Origin of the sequence: Sphingomonas sp. 35-24ZXX, assembly GCF_000786215.1 — a bacterium.
Taxonomy (GTDB): domain Bacteria; phylum Pseudomonadota; class Alphaproteobacteria; order Sphingomonadales; family Sphingomonadaceae; genus Blastomonas.
On the sequence record NZ_JROG01000003.1, the window covers coordinates 169,910 to 192,205 of the forward strand.

Annotated in this window: 17 protein-coding genes and 1 tRNA gene; 8 read left to right on the plus strand and 10 right to left on the minus strand. The window is 64.8% G+C overall.

Annotated elements, in window-relative coordinates; genetic code table 11:
* Positions 1-6: 6 nt before the first annotated feature.
* The 4 genes from LI72_RS03500 (at position 7) to trxA (ending at position 7,547) form a co-directional block, all read left to right on the plus strand.
* Entirely contained in the window at positions 7-702 is a 696-nt protein-coding gene (locus LI72_RS03500) for a nucleotidyltransferase family protein (RefSeq protein ID WP_156139540.1), read from the plus strand.
* Entirely contained in the window at positions 695-3,670 is a 2,976-nt protein-coding gene (locus LI72_RS03505) for a PD-(D/E)XK nuclease family protein (RefSeq protein WP_033924502.1), read from the plus strand. The genes LI72_RS03500 and LI72_RS03505 overlap by 8 nt, the downstream gene beginning before the upstream one ends.
* Complete coding sequence (addA, locus tag LI72_RS03510) at positions 3,667-7,125, plus strand: double-strand break repair helicase AddA (RefSeq protein WP_033924503.1); 3,459 nt, start codon at positions 3,667-3,669, stop codon at positions 7,123-7,125. The genes LI72_RS03505 and addA overlap by 4 nt, the downstream gene beginning before the upstream one ends.
* A gap of 95 nt (positions 7,126-7,220) precedes the next feature.
* Positions 7,221-7,547, plus strand: a complete 327-nt coding sequence (gene trxA, locus LI72_RS03515; RefSeq protein ID WP_033924504.1) for a thioredoxin — start codon at positions 7,221-7,223, stop codon at positions 7,545-7,547.
* A gap of 4 nt (positions 7,548-7,551) precedes the next feature.
* Here trxA and LI72_RS03520 read toward each other — a convergent pair whose 3' ends face one another.
* From LI72_RS03520 to LI72_RS03545, 6 genes are all read right to left on the minus strand, one after another.
* Positions 7,552-8,346, minus strand: coding sequence for an inositol monophosphatase family protein (locus LI72_RS03520; RefSeq protein ID WP_033924505.1), 795 nt, complete (start codon positions 8,344-8,346; stop codon positions 7,552-7,554).
* Complete coding sequence (locus tag LI72_RS03525; protein WP_033924506.1) at positions 8,343-8,951, minus strand: glutathione S-transferase family protein; 609 nt, start codon at positions 8,949-8,951, stop codon at positions 8,343-8,345. The genes LI72_RS03520 and LI72_RS03525 overlap by 4 nt, the downstream gene beginning before the upstream one ends.
* A 5-nt stretch (positions 8,952-8,956) precedes the next feature.
* Entirely contained in the window at positions 8,957-10,183 is a 1,227-nt protein-coding gene (argJ, locus tag LI72_RS03530) for a bifunctional glutamate N-acetyltransferase/amino-acid acetyltransferase ArgJ (RefSeq protein ID WP_033924507.1), read from the minus strand.
* 117 nt (positions 10,184-10,300) lie between these two features.
* Positions 10,301-10,384: transfer RNA gene (locus LI72_RS03535), tRNA-Leu, on the minus strand.
* 71 nt (positions 10,385-10,455) lie between these two features.
* On the minus strand, positions 10,456-11,904 hold the full coding sequence (locus LI72_RS03540) for a coniferyl aldehyde dehydrogenase (RefSeq protein ID WP_033924508.1): 1,449 nt from the start codon (positions 11,902-11,904) through the stop codon (positions 10,456-10,458).
* A gap of 96 nt (positions 11,905-12,000) precedes the next feature.
* Positions 12,001-13,200: a PQQ-dependent sugar dehydrogenase gene (locus tag LI72_RS03545; protein WP_231562351.1), complete on the minus strand. Its 1,200-nt coding sequence runs from the start codon at positions 13,198-13,200 to the stop codon at positions 12,001-12,003.
* Between the two features lie 107 nt (positions 13,201-13,307).
* On the opposite strand from LI72_RS03545, the gene LI72_RS03550 reads away from it, so the two are divergent.
* From LI72_RS03550 to LI72_RS03565, 4 genes are all read left to right on the plus strand, one after another.
* Positions 13,308-13,904, plus strand: coding sequence for a ribonuclease HII (locus LI72_RS03550; protein WP_033924509.1), 597 nt, complete (start codon positions 13,308-13,310; stop codon positions 13,902-13,904).
* Positions 13,905-14,153: 249 nt separating this feature from the next.
* Entirely contained in the window at positions 14,154-15,275 is a 1,122-nt protein-coding gene (locus tag LI72_RS03555; protein ID WP_052129619.1) for a site-specific DNA-methyltransferase, read from the plus strand.
* Positions 15,275-16,384, plus strand: coding sequence for a dihydropteroate synthase (gene folP / locus LI72_RS03560; RefSeq protein ID WP_033924510.1), 1,110 nt, complete (start codon positions 15,275-15,277; stop codon positions 16,382-16,384). Before LI72_RS03555 ends, folP begins: the two co-directional genes overlap by 1 nt.
* Before the next feature lie 14 nt (positions 16,385-16,398).
* Positions 16,399-16,599, plus strand: coding sequence for a hypothetical protein (locus tag LI72_RS03565; RefSeq protein WP_033924511.1), 201 nt, complete (start codon positions 16,399-16,401; stop codon positions 16,597-16,599).
* Between the two features lie 224 nt (positions 16,600-16,823).
* Here the strand turns inward: LI72_RS03565 and katG are convergent, their stop codons facing one another.
* The 4 genes from katG to LI72_RS03585 form a co-directional block, all read right to left on the minus strand.
* The gene (katG, locus tag LI72_RS03570; protein WP_033924512.1) at positions 16,824-19,016 is read right to left on the minus strand and encodes a catalase/peroxidase HPI; all 2,193 of its coding nucleotides are present in this window, start codon (positions 19,014-19,016) and stop codon (positions 16,824-16,826) included.
* 213 nt (positions 19,017-19,229) lie between these two features.
* Positions 19,230-19,601: a helix-turn-helix domain-containing protein gene (locus LI72_RS03575; protein WP_081984599.1), complete on the minus strand. Its 372-nt coding sequence runs from the start codon at positions 19,599-19,601 to the stop codon at positions 19,230-19,232.
* 13 nt (positions 19,602-19,614) lie between these two features.
* On the minus strand, positions 19,615-19,917 hold the full coding sequence (locus tag LI72_RS03580) for a type II toxin-antitoxin system RelE/ParE family toxin (RefSeq protein WP_052129620.1): 303 nt from the start codon (positions 19,915-19,917) through the stop codon (positions 19,615-19,617).
* 115 nt (positions 19,918-20,032) lie between these two features.
* Positions 20,033-22,198, minus strand: a complete 2,166-nt coding sequence (locus LI72_RS03585) for a hypothetical protein (protein ID WP_033924513.1) — start codon at positions 22,196-22,198, stop codon at positions 20,033-20,035.
* Between the last annotated feature and the right edge of the window lie 98 nt (positions 22,199-22,296).

Genomic DNA, 22,296 nt, shown 5'->3' on the forward strand with positions numbered 1-22,296 from the left:
ACCGCGATGGTCATGGCTGCAGGGCTCGGCAAGCGCATGCGCCCGCTGACCATCACCACGCCCAAGCCGCTGGTGCGGGTGGCGGGCAAGCCGCTGATCGATCATGTGCTCGATCATCTGGGGGATGCCGGCATGCGCCGGGTGATCGTCAACGTGCATTATCTGGCAGACTCGCTCGAGGCGCATCTCAATGCGCGCGAACATCCGTTCGAGGTGATGATCTCCGACGAGCGCGATCTGCTGCTCGAAACCGGCGGCGGGCTGGTCAAGGCGCTGCCGATGATCGACGAGGACCCGTTCTTCTGCCTGAACAGCGACAATGTGTGGCTGGAAAGCGCACGCTCCTGCTTCGACGAACTGCGCGCCGCGTGGGACGACAGCCGCATGGACGCGCTGCTGCTGGTCGTTCCGCACACCCGCGCCTGTAACTATCAGGGCGTCGGCGATTTCCACCTCGACCAGATGGGCAGGGTCAGCCGCCGCAGGGCGGGTCATGTGGCGCCCTATATCTATACCGGCATCCAGCTGCTCTCGCGTCGCCTGCTGGTTGATCCGCCTGAAGGTGCGTTTTCGACCAATGTGCTGTGGAACCGGGCGATCGAGGCCGACCGTCTGTTCGGCATCGCGCATCTGGGCCAGTGGTTCGATGTCGGTACGCCGGCTGCGATCAAGCCGACGGCCGAGGCGCTGCTGAATGATTGAGCACCGCCAGCCTGCGGTCTATGCCATCGGGGCGCAGCGCGGGTTTGCGGATGTTCTGGCGAGCGGGCTGTTGCGCCGGTTCGGCGCGGACCAGATGGGGCTCGCGCGGGTCACCCTGCTGATCCCCAACCACCGGGCGGGGCGTGCGATCACCGAGGCTCTGGTGCGCCATGCGGCCAATGGCCTGTTGCTGCCACGCATGGCACTGATCGGCGACATCGATCTCGACGAGAGCCTGGGCGCGCTGCTCGATCCTCTGGGTGATGGCGAGCCTGTCCCGCCCGCGATCGATCCGTTGCAGCGGCGTTTCCGTCTGGCCGCGATCATCGCGCGCGAGGGCGCCGGGCGGGCAGGGGCCGATGACCCTGCCGAGGCGCTGCGACTGGCCTGCGAATATGCGCGCGTTCTTGACCAGCTGCAGATCGAGGAAAAGGCGCTCGACGATCTCGACAGCATCGATGTCGAGGCGGACTTGGCCGAACATTGGGTGGCGGCGCGCGATCTGTTCATGCGCGTGGGCCAGGCCTGGGCGCGAGAGCTGGCAGAGGCGGGCAGGATCGACCCTGCCGACCGGCGCAACCGCCTTCTCGACAAGGCCGCGCAACGGTGGCGCGATCACCCTCCTGCCACGCCGGTGATCGCGGCGGGCATCACCACCGCAGCACCTGCGATTGCGCGATTGCTGCGCAGCATTTCCATGCTGCCGCAGGGCATGGTGGTGCTGCCGGGGCTCGACCTGGAGATGGACGAGGCCCTGTGGGAGGCGATCGGCTCGCCGATCACCACGCCGCCCGAACCGGGCGCGCCGCCAACCGAGAAGCCCGCGATCACCCACCCGCAATTTCACCTCAAGCAATTGCTCCACGCAATGACCGTCAGCCGGGCTGAGGTCGAGCCTTGGCAGGCGGAGCCGAAGACCGGGCTGGCCGCCGATCGGGCGCGATTGCTGCGCAGCATTTTTCTCCCCGCGCGGCTCAGCGATCGCTGGGTGACGCTGGAAGCGGCCGACCGGCGCACCAAGGGCATCCGCATCATCGAGGCGGAAAACCCCGATGAAGAGGCACAAGCGATCGCGCTGCTGGTGCGCCAGGCGCTCGACATTCCGGCGCGCCGGGTGGCGATTGTCACGCCCGACCGGACCCTGGCTGCGCGCGCCGTCGCGCACTTGCGCCGTTGGGATATCGAGGCGGACGACAGCGCAGGCGATCCGCTGCCGGTGACGCCGCCGGGCCGTTTCCTGCTGGCGGTTGCACAATGCCTTGCCGATGATTTCGCACCGGTGGCGCTGCTCGACCTGTTCAAGCATCCGCTGGCACAGGCGGGCGAGGGACGCTTGCGTTGGCTCGACGAGGTGCGCGACCTCGACCGGCGGCTGCGCGGGCCGCGGCCTGCACCGGGACTGGCCGGGATCGATTCCGCAATCGGCAACCGGCTGCTCAAGGCGTGGTGGAGTGATGCCAAGGCGCTGCTCGCACCGATTGCCGCATGGCCCCGTGATCCGCAGCCGCTTTCCGTCACAATGGCAGCGATTGCGGCGACCGCAGATGCCCTCAGCGGTCAGGCGGTATGGACGGGTCTTGCCGGACGATGCGCCTCCGATCTCGTACAGCAGCTGCTGGCACGCACGGACGCGCATGATCCGCTGGTCACGCCTGCCCAGGCAGTCAACATCCTCGCCCGGCTGATGCGTGAAAAGGCGGTGCGCCCGCCCTATGGCAAGCACCCGCGGGTCGCGATTTACGGCCTGCTCGAAGCGCGGCTGCAAAGCGCGGATCTGGTGATCTGTGCAGGGCTTAACGAGGGGGTGTGGCCGCAGATCCCCTCGCCCGATCCCTGGCTTGCGCCGATGGTGCGCAATGCGCTCGGCCTGCCGCCGCTGGAACTGCGCGTCGGTCTTGCGGCGCAGGATCTGGCGGGCGCGCTCGCCTCGAGCGAGGTGGTGCTGACGCGCGCCCGGCGCGATGGCAGCGCACCGACCGTGGCGTCGCGCTTCCTGCTGCGGCTGCAGGCGGTGGCGCCAGACCGGCATATGGAGGATACTGCCACGCTGGCGCTGGCCCGCAGGCTCGACCGCCGGTTGCCGCCGGTGCGGATCGAACGGCCCGCACCCCGGCCCACCCGCGAACAGCGCGCCGCGCGCCTGTCGGTCACCGAACTCGATCGGCTGCGCGCTGATCCATTCGCCTTCTACGCCCGGCGAATCCTCGCCTTGCCCTCGCTCGATCCGGTCGATGCCGAACCCAGCGCGGCGTGGCGCGGCATTCTAGTGCACGAGATCCTGGAATTGTGGCACCGCGATGATGCGCTCGATGCTGCCAAGCTCGTCCCGCGCGCCGAGCGGTTTCTGCAAGCCGCCAACGTCCATCCGTTGATCAAGGCCTTGTGGCGGCCCCGTCTGGTCGCCGCGCTCGACTGGATTGCGCAGCAGACGCACGCGGATGCCGCCACGGGCCGTGCAATGATCGATGCCGAACGCAGTGGCACCTTCCTGATCGATGGGGTCGAAATTCGCGGCAAGGCCGACCGGATCGACCGCATGCCCGATGGCAGCCTGGTGATCGTAGACTACAAGACCGGCACCCCGCCCAAGGCGCGGCAGGTCGAGGCCGGCTATGCGCTGCAACTCGGCCTGCTCGGCATGATGGCGGAGCGCGGCGGGTTCGTGGCCGAGGGTGACAGGCCCGCGATCAGCGGCAAGGCCGGCGGGTTCGAATACTGGTCGCTGACGCGCGGCAAGAGCGGCGAATTCGGCTATGTCGAAAGCCCGGTGGGGCGCAAGAACAGCACCCTCACCGCCGAGACGATGCTGCCGACCAGCGAGCACTTTCTGCGTGAGGCGCTGCAGACATGGATATTGGGTGATGCGCCGTTCGAGGCCAAGCTGGTGCCCGATCAGGCGATCTATACCGAATATGACCAGCTGATGCGGCTCGCCGAATGGTATGGTCGTCAGGGGAGCGGACGATGAGCGGCGGCAACCCCGGTCTGCATCCGTTGCACGGCGATCAGGCACTGGCGGTGTCGCCCGCCGATCAGGTGTGGCTCAGCGCTTCTGCCGGCACCGGCAAGACGCAGGTTCTGACCGCGCGCGTGTTCCGCCTGTTGCTGGAGCCCGGGGTCAATCCCGATGCCATCCTGTGCCTCACCTTCACCAAGGCAGGCGCGAGCGAGATGGCCAATCGCATCAATGCGCAGCTCGCGGCCTGGGTGCGAATGAGCGACACGGCTCTGGGGGCTGACCTTGCCAATATCGGTGCGCCGGTGGACGAGCACGCGCTGACCCGGGCCCGCCGCCTGTTCGCGCGTGTGCTCGATGCGCCGCAAGGCGGTCTGCGCATCCAGACGATTCACAGCTTCTGCCAGTCACTGCTCGCGAGCTTCCCCGAAGAGGCGGGGCTGGCCCCCGGTTTCCGTCCGATCGAGGACCGCGACCGGATTCAACTTGCGCGCGATACGCTCGGCGACATGTTGATCGAGGCCGCGCGGCAGGGCGACCGGCGGCTGTCCGACAATCTCGAAGCAATGAGCCTGAGGCTGGGGGCAGAAGCGACCGAGAGCTTTCTGATGCGCTGCGCCGCGCGCCCGGAATCGATGTACGCGCTGGTGGGTGACATCCGCCCTTACATCAACGCGGCGCTGGGCCTGAGCCGCGACGAGGATGGCCATGGGCTCGCCGAGATGTGCAGCGATGCGCTGTTCGACATTCCAAATCTGGAAGCGCTGCAGGACAGCAATGTCCGCTGGAACACCAAGACCGGGCTGGAAGTCGCGGCCAAGATCCAGGCTTGGCTGGACATGGACGATGCCGAGCGGTTGGCCAATCTCGATCTGGTCTGGCTGGCGGTTGCCAAGGGCGATGGCGATCCGCGGAAGTGGGCAAGTTTTTCGGCCAAGATAGACCCTGATTACGCCGAAAAGGCCGAGAGCCTCTACAGCGATCTCCAGGCGCTCAAGGACCATGCCGCGCTGATCGCGTTTTCCGGTGACTATGCCCGCGCGCTTGAGGTCGGCCGTGCCTTTGCGTGGAATTTTGCCGAAGCCAAGCGCCAGGCGGGGCTGCTCGATTTCGACGACCTGATCCGCGCGGCTGCCGATCTGCTGTCCGGGCGAACGATGGCGCAATGGATCGCGTTCAAGCTCGACCAGCGCTTCGACCATGTGCTGGTCGACGAGGCACAGGACACCAACCCCAGCCAATGGAACATCGTCCGCGGCCTGATCGACGACTATTTCAGCGGGCAGGGCAGCAAGGCGGATCGCTATCGCACGCTGTTTACCGTCGGGGACTTCAAGCAGGCGATCTTCGGTTTTCAGGGCACCAGCCCGCAATATTATGCCGCTGCGCGGATTCGTATCGGCCAGCAGGCAATGGATGCGGGCCAGCCATTCCTCGAGCTCAGCCTCGATCGCAGCTTCCGTTCAACCCAGCCGGTGCTCGACATGGTCGATGCGGTGCTGGACCAGTTGGGGCCAGCGAGTCTGGGCATCCTCGACGATGTCCTGCCGCGCCACGAAGGCCGCAAGGGAGCGGGGACCGTCGAACTATGGCGGCCGATCGGCGAAGGGCTGGAGGATCAGGACGAGAGCGGCGAGGGCGAGGATGCCGAGGAGTGGCTGTCGGGTGCGGATCGCCTGTTTGCCGAGCAACTGGCCGAACGGATCGCAGGATGGCTCGATCCGGAATCGCCGCACCGGCTTTGGCTCGATCGACGCGCGGATGGCAGTGCCGGCTGGGCAGGCGCAGGCGACATCATGGTGCTGCTGCGCCGCCGGGGTGATCTCGCGTCACTGATCGTCGCGCGGCTTTATGCGGCGGGCGTGCCCGTCGCGGGGATCGACCGGCTTCGGCTGGGCCAGCCGCTGGCGGTGCAGGATCTGATCGCTGCGATCCGCTTTGTCCTGCAACCGCTCGACGACCTCACCTGTGCCGCCTTGCTTGTCTCGCCTTTGGGTGGCTGGACGCAGGAGGAGCTGCTGCAATACGGCTTCAGGCCGGAAAAGCGCGCGCTCTGGCTGCATCTGCGCGACGTCGCCGAAACCGATGGCGATCTGCGCGCAAAGCTCGATCCGCTGTACGCGCTGCTCGGCATGGCCGATTACGGCACCGCCTATGATTTCCTCGAACAGGTGCTCACCGGCCCCATCCAGGGACGCGCAAGGCTGGTCGCGCGGCTCGGCGAGGAGGCGCTCGATCCGATCGCCGAACTGCTGTCGCTCGCGCAGAAATTCGTCGCCAGCCATGATGGCGGGCTGCAGGCGTTCCTGCACTGGTTCGACGCGGGAGACGAGGAGATCAAGCGCGAGCTGGCAGGCCAGTCCGACATGGTCCGCGTGATGACGGTGCACGGTTCCAAGGGGCTGCAGGCGCCGATCGTGATCCTGGCCGACGCCTGTGTCGATCCGACCCGCAAGGTCGATGCAAGCTTCGACTGGCCGATCGAGATCGTAGGCAGCGATGCTGCGATGACGCTGCCGGTTTACTCGCTGCGCAAGGCCGACCGTATCGGGCCGTTGGCACAGGCGCATGACGTCGCGCGCGCGGCGGACATGCAGGAGCATTGGCGGCTGCTCTATGTCGCGATGACTCGCGCCGCCGAGCGGCTGTATATCGGCGGCACACTGGGCAAGAGGGCCAAGGCACCGCCGGCTGAAAGCTGGTATGCCGCCATCGAGCGCAGCTTCGACGCGCTGGGCTGCGACTGGATCGACGAGGGTGAAGGGCCTTGCCGCAGGTTCGGGGCCGCAGCGGTGCCGCGTCCCAGGGCCGACGTTCCCATTGCGGACATGGCCACGCTGCCCGCGCCGATCCCCGATTGGGCGTTGACCCCGGCAGCGCCCGAGCAGCGCCCGCCGATACCGCTGGCGCCATCCTCGCTGGGCAAGGACGATGTCGCCAGCCCGCCGATTGCGGGCGCTGACATGGCGCGTGCGGCAGAGCGCGGCCTGATCATGCACAGCCTGTTCGAGCGGTTGCCCGCGCTGCCCAGCGAACAGCGCCGCGAGGCGGCGCGTCGCTGGCTCGAACGCCAGCGTGGTATTGCCGATGCAGCCGAAGCCGATGCGATCATCGATCCGGTCTGCACCGTCATTGACCATCCCGACTGGGCGGATGTGTTCCGCAGCGACGCGCTGGCTGAAGCCCCGATCGCGGCCGTCGTGGGCCCCAATGTGGTCTCCGGCACCGTCGATCGTCTGCTTGTCGAGGATACGCGGGTGCTGGTGGTGGATTTCAAGACCGGCCGCCGCCCACCGCGCGCGATCGAGCAGCTGCCAATGGCGCATGTCCGGCAGATGGCGGCCTATGTCGCGGCGCTGCGGCTGATCTTTCCCAGGCGTGCGGTGCGGGCAGGGCTGTTGTATACCGCGACACCGCAACTTTTCTGGCTGCCCGACGAACTGCTGGCAGCGGCAAAGCTGGATTGAATCGGCCCATATGAATAGTTGGGCCATCCCGGCTTGAGCCACACCGCCCCAGCGCTTACATGCAGGGTCAAGTTACGAACGAGGAGTTTTTTCCAATGGCAACCACTGCAATCAGCGACGCAAGCTTCGCTGCCGATGTCCTCAATTCCGACAAGCCCGTTCTGGTCGATTTCTGGGCCGAATGGTGCGGTCCGTGCAAGATGATCGGCCCGGCTCTCGAAGAGATCAGCGACGAGCTGGCCGGCAAGGTCACGATCGCCAAGATCAACATCGACGACAATCCCGATGCCCCCGCCAAGTACGGCGTGCGCGGCATTCCCACGATGATCCTGTTCGACAAGGGTCAGATCGTCGAGACCAAGGTCGGTGCTGCTCCCAAGAGCGCGCTGAAGAGCTGGCTCGAAGGCGCGCTTCCGGCTTGATGCCCTAAACGATGATCGCCGCTGCTGTGTCCCACATTGAGGGGCTGGCGGCGGCGAGCATGCCGGTGCGCCGGTCGCCCGGGCGATAGGGTGAGCCGTCGAGGCGCGCTGCCTTGCCGCCGGCTTCCTGGATGAACAGCACCCCCGCCGCATGATCCCAGGGCAGCGTGCGTTCAAACAACGTCACGTCATTCTGGCCCAGTACCAGCCGGGGATATTGCTCCGCCGCACAGCGCGGAATATCGACCAGGCGGAAACGCCCCTCGGCAGCTTCCGTCAGCGCCGAGCGCCGCGGCTCGGGGATGAACAGCGTCGAGATCGCCGCGACCGGCAAAGGCTCGCCGCTTTCTCGCGCCTGTACGCGCTTTCCGTCGATGAACGCGCCGCCGCCGCGGACCGCATGGCACATCCGCTCGGCCAGCGGATCGTACAGCCAGCCTGCCACCGTTTCGCCGGCCTCGACCAATGCGATGATGATGCCGAACGGCGGGTGGCCGTGCGCGAAATTGTGGGTGCCGTCGATCGGGTCGATGATCCAGGCGGTGCTGTCGTTGACCCGGTCGATCAGCGCGGGGTCAGCGGCCACCGCCTCCTCGCCGACGATACTGGCTTGCGGCAGGATCGCGGCCAGCCCCGCGCTCAGCCGGATCTCGCTTTCCCTGTCGGCAACGGTGACCAGATCGCCGGGCGTTTTCTCGTCGATCTGGTGGCTGGCCAGCGACTGATAATGGTGCAGCACCACTTCGGTGGCGACCGTGCGGATGAGGTCGGAGACCTTGTCGTGAAGAGGATGCGTCATGTCAGGGGTATCATCACATTCTTGGCATAGCCTGGCCGCGTAACCAGACGGTCGTACCAGGCCCGCAGATGCGGATAGTCAGGGCGCGGCATGGCGAGAGTAAACCACGTATGCGCGTAGGTGCCCATCGGAATATCCGCGATGCCGAAGCTGTCGCCGGTAATCCACGGCTGCTGCGCCAGCAGGACCTCGAGCACGGCCATCAACCGGCCTGTTGCTTCCGCCCCGCGCGCGATCACCGCCGGATCGTGAAGGTGTTCCGGCTGGCGCACCAGCATCAGGAAAACGTCGCGCTGCGCATCGGCAAAGGCGAACTGCCAGTCCATCCATTTGTCGGCGGCTGCGCGCAGCTTGAGGTCCTGGGGCCACAGATGCGGCGCATAGCGTGCGGCAAGATAGCGCAGGATCGCGTTCGATTCCCACAGCACCAGCCCCTCGTCCTCGATCGTGGGGATCAGCGCATTGGGGTTGAGCGCCAGATACGCCGCATCCATGCCGAACTTGCCGCCGACGTCGTGGCGCATATAGCCGAGCCCGATCTCATCAGCGAGCCAGACCACCTTCTTGACGTTGTGCGAATTGAGACGCCCCCAGATGGTCAGCATCGCGCTCAGCTCCGGTAGTCGGCGTTGATCGAGATATAGCCATGGGTCAGGTCGCAGGTCCATACCGTCGCGCGGCCATCACCTAGGCCGATATCCGCTTCGACGAGGATGTCCTGACCCTTGAGGTGCGCTGCGACCGGGGCTTCGTCATAGCCTTCGACCACGACGCCCTGGGCTGCGACCTCGACGCCGCCGAAGCGGATCGAGAGCAGGTCGCGCTCGGCGGGCTCGCCGGCCTTGCCGACCGCCATCACGACCCGCCCCCAATTGGCGTCTTCCCCGGCGATCGCCGTCTTCACCAAGGGCGAGTTGGCGATCGACAGTGCGATGCGATGCGCACTGTCGTCCGATGCCGCGCCGGTGACGCGAACCTCGATGAACTTGCTGGCACCCTCGCCATCGCGGACGACCAGATGCGCAAGCTGACGGCACAGATCGGCCAGTGCCGCGGCGAACGCATCCGCGCCTGGGCTGTCCATCGTCTCGAGCCGCGCATGGTCGGCCTGGCCGGTGGCGAAGGCGAGCACGGTGTCGCTGGTCGAGGTGTCGCTGTCGACCGTGATGCAGCTGAAGGTCCGGGTGTTGGCATCGCTCAGCATCTGCTGCAGCAGCCCCGGGGCGACATTGGCATCGGTGAAGATATAGCCGAGCATCGTTGCCATGTCGGGCGCGATCATGCCCGACCCCTTGATCACCCCGACAAGCTGCACTTTGGTTGCGCCGACCATCGCGCTGGTCGTGGCGGCCTTGGCGAAGGTGTCGGTGGTGCCGATCGCATCGGTCAATGCCCGCCAGCTACACGGCTCGGCGGTAAAGGCCGCCTCGAGCCCGGCGCGTGCCTTGTCCTGCGGCAGTGGCACGCCGATCACCCCGGTAGCCGAAACGAACACTTGCTGTGGGCCACAGCCGAGTTGCGTCGATGCGGTGTCGACCAGCATCTGCACCGCAGCGCGGCCCTTGCCGCCGGTAAACGCATTCGCATTGCCGGCGCTGACGATCAGCGCGCGCGCCTGGCCCTGGGGCAGGGCGCTGCGGCACCATTCGACTTCGGGTGACGGGCATTTGCTGGTGGTCGTGACACCAGCAACCGATGTGCCGGCCTTCAGTTCGACGAAGCTCAGGTCGCAGCGATCCCATTCCTTGTAGCGCGCGCGTGCCACGCGCGGCGTCACGCCGGCAATGGCGGGCAGTTCAGGGAAGGGACGAGCAAGCGGGGAAACAGGGTGAGCCATGATGCGATCCAGATCAGGGAAGACTGGATTGGGCCCTAATCGCAAACGGACACAGCGCAAAGGCCTTTGCCCGCGCAAGCGGCAAAAGCGGAGGTGTTTCGATCAATCAAGGAAAGTTGGTGCGGGCGGTGGGACTCGAACCCACACTCCTTGCGGAACCGGATTTTGAGTCCGGCGCGTCTACCATTCCACCACGCCCGCTTGCGAGCGGCAGCCTATAGCGCCTCAGATGTTTCCTGCAAGGCGCAAAAGAACCACCGCTCGCACTGCCGTCAGAGCTTCATGTCGCGGGCAATGGTCTTGGCCGTCGCATCGCCATAAGGCGGCAGAAAGCCTGCCAGCTTGGCGACATCGATCCTGGGCTGGCTGTAGATCGCCTTGGCGTGGCTGAACGTGCGGAAGCCGTCGACCCCATGATACGCGCCCATGCCCGACGGCCCGACACCGCCGAAGGGCAGGTCCTCCATCGCGACATGAAAGATCGTGTCGTTGAGCGTGACGCCGCCCGAAATCGTGCGGTCGGTGACCTTCCTGGCTTCGTCGCCATCCTCACCGAAATAATAGAGCGCGAGCGGGCGATCGCGGCCATTGACGTAGTCAATCGCCTCATCGACGGTCGAATAGGTCTTCACCGGCAGGATCGGGCCGAAGATCTCGTCCTGCATCACCTTCATGTCATCGGTGACATTGCGCAGGATGTGCAGCGGCATCTTGCGGCTGTTGGCCGACTTGAAGTCTTCGCCCGCCGGGTTGACCTCGATCACCTCGGCACCCTTGTCGCGGGCATCGTCGAGATAGCCGCTCAGCCGCTCGTGATGCCGTTCGTTGACCACGGCAGTGTAATCGTCATTGGCTAGCAGCGTCGGATAGAGCGTCGCGGCGGACTGCTTGATGCTGTCGATGATCTCGCGCTCGTCTTCGCGCGGCACATAGAGATAATCAGGCGCGATGCAGATCTGGCCGGCATTCATCATCTTGCCCATGGTGATGCGCTGCGCGGCCTTCGCCTTGTCGGCTCCGCGGCCGACGATCGCCGGCGACTTCCCGCCCAGCTCGAGCGTGATCGGAACGAGGTTCTTGGCCGCTGCGCGCATGATGTGATGGCCGACACTGGTCGCGCCGGTGAACAGCAGGTGGTTGAACGGAAGCTCCGAAAACGCCTGGCCGACCTCGGGCCCGCCGGTGAAGAACGCGACCTCGCTGCTGTCGAAATACTGCGGCCCGAGCGCTGCCAGCAGGTTCGATGTGGCTTCGGTATATTCGCTGTTCTTGATCATCACGCGGTTGCCGGCGGCCAGCGCGCCGATCGCAGGCGTGAGGCACAGCTGGATCGGGAAATTCCAAGGCGCTATGATGCCGACAACACCCAGCGGCTGATATTCGACCCGGGCTCGTGCCCCCAACAGGCCCAGCGGGAACTGGACCGGGCGCTTTTCCGCCTTGGCCCAGCCTTCCATGTGCTTGAGCGTGTGGCGGGCAGTGTTGAGTACACCGACGATGTCGGTCATCTTCGACTGTTCGGCGCTGCGATGGCCGAAATCCTCGCTCATCGCTGCCACCAGCGCGTCGGCATTGTCATGCACCAGCTTCATCAGACGGCGGATACGGTCCTTGCGGACCGACATCGGCACGGGCAGTTCCGCCAGAAAGGCTGATTTCTGCCTGTCCAGAACGTCGTTCAACTGGTCCGCCGTCAGCGGTGCGTCTGTCTTGGTCGCCATGCATCGTCTCCCGATTGTGTTTGTCGCGAGGGGTATCGCAATAGGTTGCGAATTGAAATGGCTTTCGCGCCGCGGCGGAAGCGGCGAGAACTCCGCTTATTTGGGCGGGGTCAGCTTGAGCAGGCGACCCTGCGATCCGCGCGCGCCATCCTCCAGCAGCCAGATCGCTCCATCGGGACCCTGTTCGACCTCGCGAATGCGGCCCTCCATGGTCCAGTTGTCTGCCTTCTCGGCCGTTTCGCCATCCAGCTTCACGCGCACCAGCGCCTGCCCGCTGAGCGCGCCGATGAATGCACTGTTCTTCCACGCGGGGAAGAGTGTGCCGTTGTAGATCATCAGGCTGCTTGGCGAGATCACCGGGGTCCAGAACACCTTGGGCGGCACGAAACCGTCTTCGGGCGAATGATCGGGAATGTCGCGACCGTCATAGTGATCGCCATTCGAGACCTTGGGATAGCCGTAATTGGCTCCGCGCTTGACCAGGTTCAGCTCGTCGCCGCCCTTGGGGCCCATCTCGCTGTTCCACAGATTGCCTGCACTGTCGAAGGCGATGCCCAGCGGATTGCGGTGTCCATAGGACCAGACCTGCGCCTTGATGCGGCCCTGGTCGTACATCGGGTTGTCCGAGGGAATGCCGCCGGTCGGGGTCAGGCGGACGATCTTGCCGAGGTTCTGCTCCAGATCCTGCGCCGGATCGAACTTCTGCCGCTCACCCGAAGAGATGTACATCATACCGTCCGGACCGAAGGCTATGCGGTGACCGTAATGGCCCTTGCCGCTGACCTTGGGCTCCTGCCGCCAGATGACCTGCATGTCCTTGAGGCTGGCTGCACCGTCGCTGGCGGTGACCAGCTTGGCGCGCGCAACCGCGGCCCCGCTTGTGTCGCCTTCGCCCTGCTCGGCAAAGCTCAGATAGACGTAGCCGTCATTGACGAAATCGGGCGACAGCACGACATCGCCCAGCCCACCCTGGCCGCCATAGGCAACTTCGGGCGTTCCGGTGACATCGACCATCGCGGCCTTGCCGTCGGCGCTCAACGTCACGAGCTTGAGCTTGCCCTTCTTTTCGGTCACCAGCGCGCGGCCATCGGGCAGGAAGGTCATCGCCCAGGGCTCGTCGAACTGGGTGACCACGGTGGTTTCGAAGGGCAGGGTATCGACGGGTGAAATTGCGGCAACCGCTTCGGTTTCCTCGCTGCCTGCGACCGCTTCGCCGCTGCTGTTGCACGCTATCAGGGCCAGCGGCAAGGCCGCGCTCAGGGTCAGTCGGTGCATCAGGTTCACTCCATTCTTCATGACTTCGATCATCGCGATCCGGCGGGAGATTGCAAACGATTCGAGTAGAGATCGATCATCGGGGGGCGGGCCTTGCGGTTGCAAGGGCCTTGCGGCAAAGACGCGTCATGACGTCTGTAAGTTCCTCCGCATCGACCGAAATTCACACTCTCGTGGCCGGGGTGGACGAGGCGGGCAGGGGGCCTCTGGCCGGGCCCGTGGTGGCCGCAGCCGTGATCCTGTGTCCCGATGGCATTGCGGGGCTGGCGGACAGCAAGACCTTGAGCTTTGCCAGGCGCGAGCGACTGGAGGCGGAAGTCCGCGCTCGCTGCCGCTTTGGCATCGGCATGGCCAGCGTCGAGGAGATCGATGCGATCAACATCCTTCAGGCGACCATGCTGGCGATGACCCGCGCGGTCGAGGCGCTGGGTCTGGAGCCCGGCGAGGTGCTGGTCGATGGCAACCGGCTGCCGCGCTGGCGCTACCGCGCGCAGGCGATCGTCAAGGGCGATGCGCTGCACCCGTGCATCTCTGCCGCTTCGATCCTCGCCAAGCAGGAGCGCGACCGCATCATGCGCGCGGCGGCGCAAGAGCACCCGCATTACGGCTGGGATCGCAACATGGGCTATGGCACCGCCGAGCACATGGCGGCATTGCGTCAGCATGGCGCAACGGCGCTCCATCGCCGCAGCTTTGCCCCAGTCGCCCAGGCGATGCAGCGTTAACCAAAGTTTTTTTGCAGGCGAGTCCTCGCGGCCACACCACCAGTGGTTGAGTCTCCTTCCGTTAACGAGACTCAACATGTGGATTTGGACTCATTGTGTTCCGCCGATCTGCGCGGCCGTTAACCATTTGAACACCCGGATTCCCTAGGGTTTTGGCCTTGACCGATGGTCGCCGAGGACTCATGCAGGGCCCAGTTCCAAGGGTTAGCGGGGGTGAATATGGTTCAGATCAGCGAGCGGCTGAGGCCGATGGCAAAGACTGCGAAGGTGCCTTCGCGCGCCAAGGTGGTGGCCAAGCCCGACCTGCCGCTTAACCAGATCCTGCGCGGTGACTGCATCGAGGAGATGCGCCGCCTGCCCACCGCGTCGGTCGACATGATTTTCGCCGACCCGCCCTATAACCTGCAGCTGGGCGGCGACCTTTTTCGTCCCGAAGGCGGCCGCGTCGATGCGGTCGACAACGACTGGGACAAGTTCGATACCTTCGCCGTCTATGACCGCTTCACCCGCGAATGGATGGCCGAGGCGCGCCGCATCCTCAAGCCCGATGGCTCGATGTGGGTGATCGGCAGCTATCACAATATCTTCCGCTGCGGCGCGACCCTGCAGGATCTGGGCTTCTGGATTTTGAACGACATCGTCTGGCGCAAGGCCAACCCGATGCCCAATTTCCGCGGCACGCGCTTCACCAACGCGCACGAGACGCTGATCTGGGCCTCGCGCGACGAGAAGTCGAAATACACGTTCAACTATCGTGCGATGAAGACGCTCAACGACGAGCTGCAGATGCGCTCCGACTGGGTGCTGCCGATCTGCGGCGGCCAGGAGCGGCTGAAGCGCGGGGGTACCAAGGCGCACCCGACGCAGAAGCCCGAAGCCTTGCTCTATCGCATCCTGCTGGCCTGCACCAATCCGGGCGATGTCGTGCTCGACCCGTTCTTCGGCACCGGCACCACCGGTGCGGTCGCCAAGCGGCTGGGCCGCAACTGGATCGGCTGCGAGCGTGATCCGATCTATTGCGAGGTCGCAGAAGAGCGCATCGCGGCTGCACTGCCGCTCGATGAATCGGGCTTGAAGACGATGCAGTCGCCCAAGAGCCAGCCGCGCGTCGCCTTCGGCACCTTGGTCGAGACCGGCTATATCGCGGTCGGCACCGTGGTTTACGACAAGGCGCGCAAGCACCGCGCCACGATCCGCGCCGATGGCTCCTTGCTCTCCGATGCGCACACCGGTTCGATCCACAAGGTCGGCGCGCTGTTGCAGAACGCGCCGTCGTGCAACGGCTGGACCTGGTGGCATCTCGAGACCGATGACGGCTTGAAGCCGCTCGACAGTCTGCGCCAGACCTATCTGCTCGCCACCGAACCGTGATGAGCGGCGCGCGCGTCTATGTGCGGCCCGTGGGTCTGGCGGAAAGCCCGCAGACCTTTGACGGCGCGACGATCCGGCTGGGGCACAGCCTCGTCTGGTGCCATTTGTTGGCGCTGGAAAGCTACGACGGCGGCAGGCTGGTCGCACGGAAGATCGTGCCCGTCGATCGCTTTGGCGATGCTTTGAACGCGCTGAGCACCGATCAGGCCGAGCGCGCGCAAGCGCAGTTCGCCAACCTCTCGCGGATGCATGCCTCACTGACGCTGGGAGAGCGCGTGCTGCGCTTCGACCAGCCGCAGGTGATGGGCATCTTGAACGTCACGCCGGACAGCTTTTCCGATGGCGGCAGGTTCACCGATGACCCGGCAGGGGTGCGCGATGCGGGCTTTGCCATGCTGACCGCTGGCGCATCTCTCATCGATATCGGCGGCGAATCCACCCGGCCCGACGCGCCGGTGGTGTGGGAGGGCGACGAAATCGCCCGCGTCGTGCCCGCGATCCAGGCGCTAGCGCACAGCGGCGCGATCCTCTCGGTCGATACCCGCAAGGCCGCCGTCATGGAGGCGGCGCTGGAGGCCGGCGCGCATATCGTCAACGATGTCTCGGCGCTGCTCTATGATAGCCGCGCGCTCGATGTCGTGGTGCGTTCGGGCTGCCCGGTGGTGCTGATGCATGCGCCGTCTCAGGGCGCCAACCCGCATGCGGGGGGCGGCTATGGCCATGTCGTGACGGATGTCTTCGACTGGCTCGAGGCACGCATTGCTGCGGTGGTTGCCGCAGGCGTGGCGCGCGAAAAGGTGATCGTCGATCCCGGGATCGGCTTCGGCAAGTCGCTCGCCGACAACCTCGCGCTGATCAACGCGCTGCCGCTGTTCCACGCGCTCGGCCAGCCGATCCTGTTCGGCGCGAGCCGCAAGCGGATGATCGGTGCGCTCTCCAACGAAGCCCCGGTCGATGCACGGCTCGGCGGGTCGGTCGCGCTGGCGATGAGCGCCATCGCCAGCGGCGCACAGATCGTCCGCGTCCATGACGTCCCCGAAACCGTCCAGGCCGCGCGCGTCTGGCGCGGCCTGCGCGATGCCGCCTTGACGGTGCCGGGGCTGGACTGACAGAGGGCTTGGGCATGACCAGCTTCGTCCTCTCCATCGCCATGCTGACCTCCATCGCGCTCGTCTTCGGCGCGATCGCCCTGTTCCGCCGCGGCCAACGCAAACAGCCGGCGCTGATGCTGGTGCTCGCGGTGGTGATGATCGCGAACGTCGTGATCTGGTCGATCCCGACAAAGAGCGGGCAATCGCTGGTGGAGGCTGAAGCGCCGGAGTGATTCCCAACCACCTCCGCTCATCCCTGAAATAAGTGCATGGCAGGCTCTGAGCCGCGGGCTTTAGCCCGCGAAGTCGAAGGACCCGCGCCCACGCAGGCCGTCTTGCGGGGCCTTGGACAGGCTCAGGCTGAGCGGACATTGGTGGTCCATCACCGAGGTTCGCCACAAAAAAACCCCGGACATCGCTGCCCGGGGCTTCTTCATTCACTTAGCTCACTATCAGCTCACTTCACGTCGAACCGGTCGGCGTTCATCACCTTGACCCAGGCGCTGATGAAGTCCTGCACGAACTTCAGCTCGTTGCCGCGTTCGGCATAGACTTCGGATACCGCGCGCAGCTGCGAGTTGGAGCCGAAGACTAGGTCGGTGCGGGTGGCGTGCCAGCGGGTTTCGCCGGTGGCGCGGTCCCAGCCGATGAACTCCTCGTCGCCGCTCTCGTCGACGGTCTTCCAGGCCGTGCGCATGTCGAGCAGGTTGACGAAGAAGTCGTTGGTCAGCAGGCCCGGACGGTCGGTGAGCACACCCTTGCTGCTGTTGCCGGCATTGGCACCCAGCACGCGCAGCCCCGCCACCAGCACCGCCATTTGCGGGATCGACAGGCCGAGCAGATGAGCGCGGTCGAGCATGATCTCCTCGGTCTTCACCGTCTGCCGCGTGGCGAGATAGTTGCGGAAGGCATCGGCGCGCGGTTCGAGCGGCTCGAAGCTTTCGACATCGGTCTGTTCGGCGCTCGCATCGCCGCGACCACCCAGGAACGGCACCGAGACGTCGAAGCCCGCATCCCGCGCCGCCTTTTCAACCGCCGCGCTGCCTGCCAGCACGATCGCATCGGCTACCGACAGGGGACCACGCAGCTCCTCGATCTTCGCCAGCACCGTCGCCAGTTCCGCGGGATCGTTGACCGCCCAGTCCTTTTGCGGGGCCAGGCGGACACGCGCGCCATTCGCGCCGCCGCGGTGATCGCTGCGGCGATAGGTCGAGGCAGACGCCCAGGCCGCCTTGATCAGCGCCGACATCGGCAGGCCACTCGCCAGGATCGCCGTCTTGAAGGCTTCGACCGCCGCATCCGAGGGCATGGTCCCGGGGGGAACAGGGTCCTGCCAGATCAGGTCTTCGGCAGGGACTTCGGGGCCGAGATAGCGGACCTTGGGCCCCATGTCGCGATGGGTCAGCTTGAACCAGGCGCGGGCAAAGGCATCGTCGAGCGCCGCCTGATCGTCGCGGAAGCGTTCGGAGATCTTGCGATATTCCGGGTCCATCTTCAGCGCCATGTCGGCGGTGGTCATCATCGTGGGCACCTTCTTGGAAGGATCGCGCGCGTCGGGCGCCATGTCTTCCGGGTCGGGGTTGATCGGCTGCCACTGATGCGCACCCGCCGGGCTGCGAACGAGCTCATAGTCATACTTGAACAGCAGGCGGAAATAGTCGCCGCCCCATTGCGTGGGGTTGGGCGTCCATGCGCCTTCGATGCCCGACGTAGTGATGTGGCCGCGCTCGATCTGTTCGGCATCGGTCGCCCAGCCAAAGCCCATCAGCTGCATCGCTTCGGATTCGGGCGCGCCGCTCAGCTGATCGGCGGGGACGGCACCATGCGCCTTGCCGAAGGCGTGGCCGCCTGCGGTCAGCGCGACGGTTTCCTCGTCGTTCATCGCCATGCGCTCGAAGGTCAGGCGCATGTCGCGCGCGGACTGCAGCGGATCGGGCACGCCGCCCGGACCTTCGGGGTTGACGTAGATCAGCCCCATCTGGATCGCGGCGAGCGGGCTTTCGAGCTCCCAGCCCTTGTCGGGCTGGATGCGGGTTTCAGCACCCGTATCGACCCAGGCTTCCTCGGTTCCCCAATAGACATCGCGCTCGGGCTCGAACACGTCGGCGCGGCCGCCGCCAAAACCGAACACCGGGCCGCCCATCGATTCGATCGCGACATTGCCGGTGAGGATGTAAAGATCGGCCCAGCTGATGTGCTTGCCGTACTTCTGCTTGATCGGCCACAACAGGCGACGCGCCTTGTCGAGATTGCCGTTGTCGGGCCAGCTGTTGAGCGGGGCAAAGCGCTGCTGCCCGCTGCTCGATCCGCCGCGGCCATCGGCGGTGCGATAGGTGCCGGCAGAGTGCCACGCCATGCGGATGAAGAACGGGCCGTAGTGCCCATAGTCGGCGGGCCACCAGGGCTGCGAGTCGGTCATCAGCGCGGTGAGGTCTGCCTTCAATGCGGCATAATCGAGCTTCTTGAAACTTTCCGCATAATCGAAATCGGGGCCCATCGGGTCGGGCGAGGTGCCGTTCTGCGTCAGGATGTCGAGCTGCAGCGCATCGGGCCACCAATCGCGGTTGGTGCGTCCCAGCAGTGCGCGGACGCCGCCATCCTTGCCGGAAAACGGGCAGTTGCCGCCCATGCCTGTTGTCTTCATGTCCATGGTTCATCTCTCTCAGACTTCTTCAATGAAGCTAACATAGGATTGTTCCAGGACAGACAGAAACGATCAAAGCCTGTTGTTCTGATCGCTTTTGACGATCAGTTTGTGCGCGTTCGCTTCAAATCATGTGCGTTTTTCGATGACTGGCAGGCGGCCGATGCACCGCATCGGAGACGCAATCCCGCAGCGCGCGCCGAATCACGGGAATTCGGGTTAGGCGGCGGCCTTGGCTTCGACGGCGAGCAGGCGGATCGGTTCGCCCACCGGATCGCCTTCGGCATAGACCGAAATCCGGACCTCGGCGGATAGCAGGGTCAACGCGCGGACCATCCGGTCGGAGCTGAAATCGCGGAACAGGCCTCTGAGCAGCCGGGACAGATCGGGCTGGCTGATTCCGGTGAGTTCTGCCGCCTGCGCCTGGGTCAGGCCGCGACGCTTGATCAGGTCGTGCAGATGCATGGCGAGCCCGGCTTTCAGAGCCATCGCATTGGCATCGGCATCCCCGAGATCGGCGTAGATGTTTCCGGTGCCGCGTTCGGCTTGGATATCGTCCTGGGCGGGCGAAGGCGCGATCTGATCTGACATGGTCAAAGAACCTTTACTGCAGTCGCCATACATGAGGCTTGCCGAGCCTGTCTCTGACCAGCTCGATCTCGTGCCTTGGGGTCTCGACCCCCTTGTGCGACTTCTTCTGAAATACATGAAGCACATAGAGTGCCTCAGGAAAGCGGATCGTGAAGATCACCCGATAGGCGTTGCCGTCATAGTGGATCGCCACTTCCTGGACCGAGATGCCGGGAAACCCCTTCAGCGGTTTGACATCGCTGTGCATCCTGCCGTGCGCTGCCATCGTGAGCGCAAAGCTTGCAATGTCTCTTACGTCATCGGGCAGCTCCTTCATCGGCTTGCGGCACGGGGGGATGATCTCGATCTTCCTGACGGCCCAAGGGGTGGCTTCATATGGTGGTTTTACCATAAACGCGCAAGTCCTAATTTGTCTTTAAAGGGCGTGACGCTCAGAGCGCTTCGGGCTGGCTCTGCGGGTCTTCGCCCTCGGTCTGGCGGAGCGACACCTGCCAGAGGCTGGTCACATGGGCGGGGTCGGAAGGGCCCTTGCGGACCAGCGCCTTGCCAGCGGCATCCGCCTCCAGCCCGACCGCTTCGGCTGCGACAGCGGTGAAGACATAGTCGCTGCCCGGATGATCGCCGTTGGCGATTTCCAGCATGCGCGTGCGGAAGGCGTCGTCGATCAGGATCGTGTCCGGTTCGGCCAGCGGCTCGATCCGCGCCGCGTAGCGCAGCGGCAGCCCCATCGGGATATCGATCAGGTAGTTTTCATTCTCGCGCCTGCGGTTGGCAGTGTGGAACAGGATCGGCCCGGCAGAACCGCCGAAACGGATCGAAATGCTTTTGTCGACGAATTCATTTGCGCTCGAAATGAACTGCATCGCCATGTCGATCAGCCGGAAGGGGTTCTTGTCGACCAGCAGAATCGAATCACCGCCGGAGAGTTCATAGAAATAGATGTGAGTCGCCACCGTCTGGGCCCAGTGCTCCAGTCTTCCGATCAGCAGGGGGTAGTTGTCCGAATCCATGATTTCGCTGAATTTGCAGACATCACCCTTGAGGACGAAAAAAGACTTGAGGGGCTCCGCCCATGGCAGATCGTCGCCGATCATGTTGCGGGCCTCGAAATTGCGATCGTAGCGGCTGCCCGAGCGGTCGAGGATGAACTGATCCAGGCTGGGATGGATCAGGAAGAACTCTTCGGTGGGCGGAATATCCGCGCCATCCTCGAATGTGACCTGAAAGGGCTTGCGGAAGTGCTGGTGCGGCAGGAACTCGCGCAGACGGCGCTTGATGACGCCGAGCAGCCCGATCCTGAACAGCACCGACATCGGCGCGTGATCGAGCAGACCGGCCTTTCGTTCGATCTTCCGGCTGGCAAGATAGTCGGCGTTGATATCGTCGATGTCCTGCGCGGTCAGCGCATTCCTGGGGATCATCCGTGCCAGCGTGTCCATGTCCGGAATCGGGAAGAAGGGCCGCATCTCGCTGAGCAGCGCGTTCACCACGGTCTCGGTCGCGCCGGCGATGGCGTTGTGCAGCTCCAGGTCGTTGCGCTCTTCCGGCCTGATGTTGGCGATCGCCTGACCGATCAGCATCAGATCGCGGGGCCGGTACACCGTGTGGCGCAGGATGAAGTCGAACGTCGCCTGGGGCGATCGCATCACCCGGTGCTTCATCTGGCAGTTCTTCGATCCGACGAACCGGGCCATCGGGTCCTTGGCCCTGGGTTCGACCAGCTCGGCTGCGGGCATCAGTTCGATATTCTTCTCGAAGATCCGTTTATAGTCCTGGTAGTTGTAGATGATCTGCAGCGTCAGACCGTGAATCTTCTGCAGGCGATTGTCGAATTTGCCCATCTCCAGAAAGGCTTCGTGCCGGATCGTGCAGTATACCTTCACATGGCGGCTGGCGTCGTTGAGCTCCAGCGCCGCGCTGACCAGGGTGCATTGCGCCATCGCCCACAGGCGGTTGCTGCCGATGCTGTAGAACGAGGTGCCGAAGCTGTTTTGGTCGTCAGGGTCGATGTCGCCGTGATAGTCCTTGAGCAGCGGCTGGAAATATTCTTCGACATTGTCGATGAACAGATTGATCGGGCGGTTGATGGCGTTGAAATAGGCGCTCAGGGCCCCGGTATTCTGGGTGATCCGCATCTGTTCGCGGGGCGGCCGGTTCATCATGAAAACGAAGAATTCGCAGGTCGACATATACACATTGGGGTTGCACAGCGCATCGTCGAGCAGCTTGTCGCAGCCGATCTCGCCGCGTTTGAGCGGCGTACCCGACGCCATGGCATGGTGCTTGACGCAGGCCGACTGGATGGCGATCCGCCACAGTGTCCGCCAATAGTCGGGGTCGTCGTTGAGCGCATCGACCCTGTCTTCCGACCAGTTGGGAAACTGGTCGCTGGGCTTGTCGATCAGCTGGCCGCCCGCGCCGCGCAGGATCGTGCCGGTGCGTTCCAGCACTTCGGCACATTTGGCCAGCAACAGCAGGGTCTTGCCGAAACCGCGGGGGGCCGAAATGACAAAGAACTCGCCGCGGGTATCGTCGAGAAACCGCTGGATCGCCGTGGTTTCATGAATGAGTTCCTGACGATAAGTCTCGAACTTCATGTCAGCGACAGTATCGGCCTGGAATCGCCATGCTTTATGCTGGGGGCTTGGACTGGACATGGGCACACGCTCCTGTTGAACAGGGGCATCTGCAAATA